The following is a 2,102-nucleotide window of genomic DNA, read 5'->3' on the forward strand; positions in this document are numbered from 1 at the left end:
ACCCTGCAGAATAAACCCGATAGTAAACCCGATAGCAGCAGGCATCCCGATTTAAGTACCGGTTTGTGTTATATTTTGGTGTGCTTGCTTGTTTCACAGGTTTTCATCGGGATAAAGCGGATAGCGGAAACATACCTATATAGTAGCACCAAAACTGCTTTCCATAAAAAAAGATTAAAAACCCACTCTGCAAATAGAATACTGGCAATACTTTATTTTCTAACAATGGCTAAAAGCTTTTTACCCGCAGTTAAAACAAACACTGAGGCGAGTCCAGCTGCTAATCCAAAAGCAAATTCTCTAAGGATTGAAGGTAAAGTATGAAGAACATGGTGTAGAAAGCCAACATTATGTACAAAAATCCCACCTGAAACCAAGATCAATGCTACAGTTCCTACAACACTTAATATTTTTATTATAATTGGCAAAGAACGAACCAATAGGTTTCCAATGAATGAAAATATACCTTTTTCGCCAGAGGCCTTCATTAAGCGATATCCAGCATCATCCATTCTAACAATAATAGCTACGATTCCATAAACACCAACGGTAGCCAACAAAGCTACAGCTGACACCGTCATAATTTGTATAAGCAGCTTTTCTTCGAGCACGCTTCCCAAAGCAATAATTACGATTTCTATTGATAAAATAAAATCGGTAATAATAGCTGATTTGATCTTCGCTTTTTCTGCCAACTCGTCCTCTTGGATAACCTCTTTTGCTTCGATATGTGTGGGCTTTGATCGATGAATAAAATATTCAACAATTTTCTCCACCCCTTCATACGCCAGGTACAACCCGCCTAGTACCAAGATCACTTTAATCGCTACCGGAAAAAAGAAATTGAGTAATAGCGCAATTGGAACAATAATAAGCTTATTCACAAATGATCCCTTAGTGATTGCCCATAGTACCGGCAATTCTCTTGAAGAAAGAAAACCAGTTGATTTTTCTGCATTTACGGCTAAATCATCTCCCAAAATCCCCGCAGTCTTTTTGGCCGCTACCTTAGCTGTTACCGCTACATCGTCCATTAAAGCACCAATATCATCCAAAATTGCAAAAAAACCTGAAGCCATATCTAAAATCAATTATGCCGCAAAATATCAAATCCTTTCCAGATTCGAACAATCATATTTAAATCTTTAAGCTATATGGACTAAACAGGATTCTATAGACAGGGCTGGTTAAATCTATTAATGCGCCCGGTCATCGGAAATATAATCGTAAAAAACATCCTCTTAAATAATTAAATGCAGCGTTAACTTATTTGTTAAGTATAATCCAGATAATTAATATTTTGATGCTTTGGAGCACAGTAACAGTAACATGTAGGTTGGGTTCCGTCCTGCTGTCCGCTGCAATCCTTTTTGGAAGCCCTTGGGATAGACAATCTACCTCAGCCAAAAAGAGATTTCCACTGCCATCAGGGCTATTCAACCTGGGACGGGAGATGTAAACGGAAGAGGGATCAGGTTTGCGCAAATCAGCGTAATCTGCGGGAACAGAACCTTCCCCCTTTTTAAACTCATTAATGGCAGAAATAACCGCTGTTACAGTTCCTTTCACCATTAAGGAACATCCGGCATCAGGTCCCTTAACTTTTATCCACTCCTTAATGGTGAAAACAAGATAGGCATAGACTATAAAATGCTTTTAAACGAAGAAAACCCTTCAACATTGCTGTTAAAGGGTTTCTTTTTAAGATCTGGCACCRACCTACTCTCCCACGTGTTACCGCAGTACCATCGGCTCTGGTGGGCTTAACTTCTCTGTTCGGAATGGGAAGAGGTGGACACCACCGATATAGGCACCTGAATATTTTTATTCAAGACTAAAGAAGAAAGCTTAAAGACTAAAGCGCATCACGCCTYTGGTCTTTGGTCTTTCAGCTTTTCGCCTTTCAGTATTTCAATTTCACCGGCCTTAAAAACACAGGGGCCTGTATATAACCAAGAAAACCCTTCAACATTGCTGTTRAAGGGTTTCTTTTAAGATCTGGCACCGACCTACTCTCCCACGTGTTACCGCAGTACCATCGGCTCTGGTGGGCTTAACTTCTCTGTTCGGAATGGGAAGAGGTGGACACCACCGATATAGGC

General features: G+C 40.1%; 1 protein-coding gene and 2 rRNA genes. All 3 read right to left on the bottom strand.

Annotated features, from left to right (window positions below):
- Positions 1–212: 212 nt before the first annotated feature.
- Positions 213–1,079 (bottom strand): DUF808 domain-containing protein, encoded by an 867-nt coding sequence (locus AC1DPQ_RS25930; RefSeq protein ID WP_477585292.1) that lies wholly within the window; start codon positions 1,077–1,079, stop codon positions 213–215.
- Positions 1,080–1,706: 627 nt separating this feature from the next.
- Positions 1,707–1,818 (bottom strand): 5S ribosomal RNA (gene rrf / locus AC1DPQ_RS25935).
- A gap of 178 nt (positions 1,819–1,996) precedes the next feature.
- Positions 1,997–2,102 (bottom strand): 5S ribosomal RNA (rrf, locus tag AC1DPQ_RS25940); the annotation flags it as partial.

Source organism: Pedobacter sp. 01T416_2, assembly GCF_056398925.1.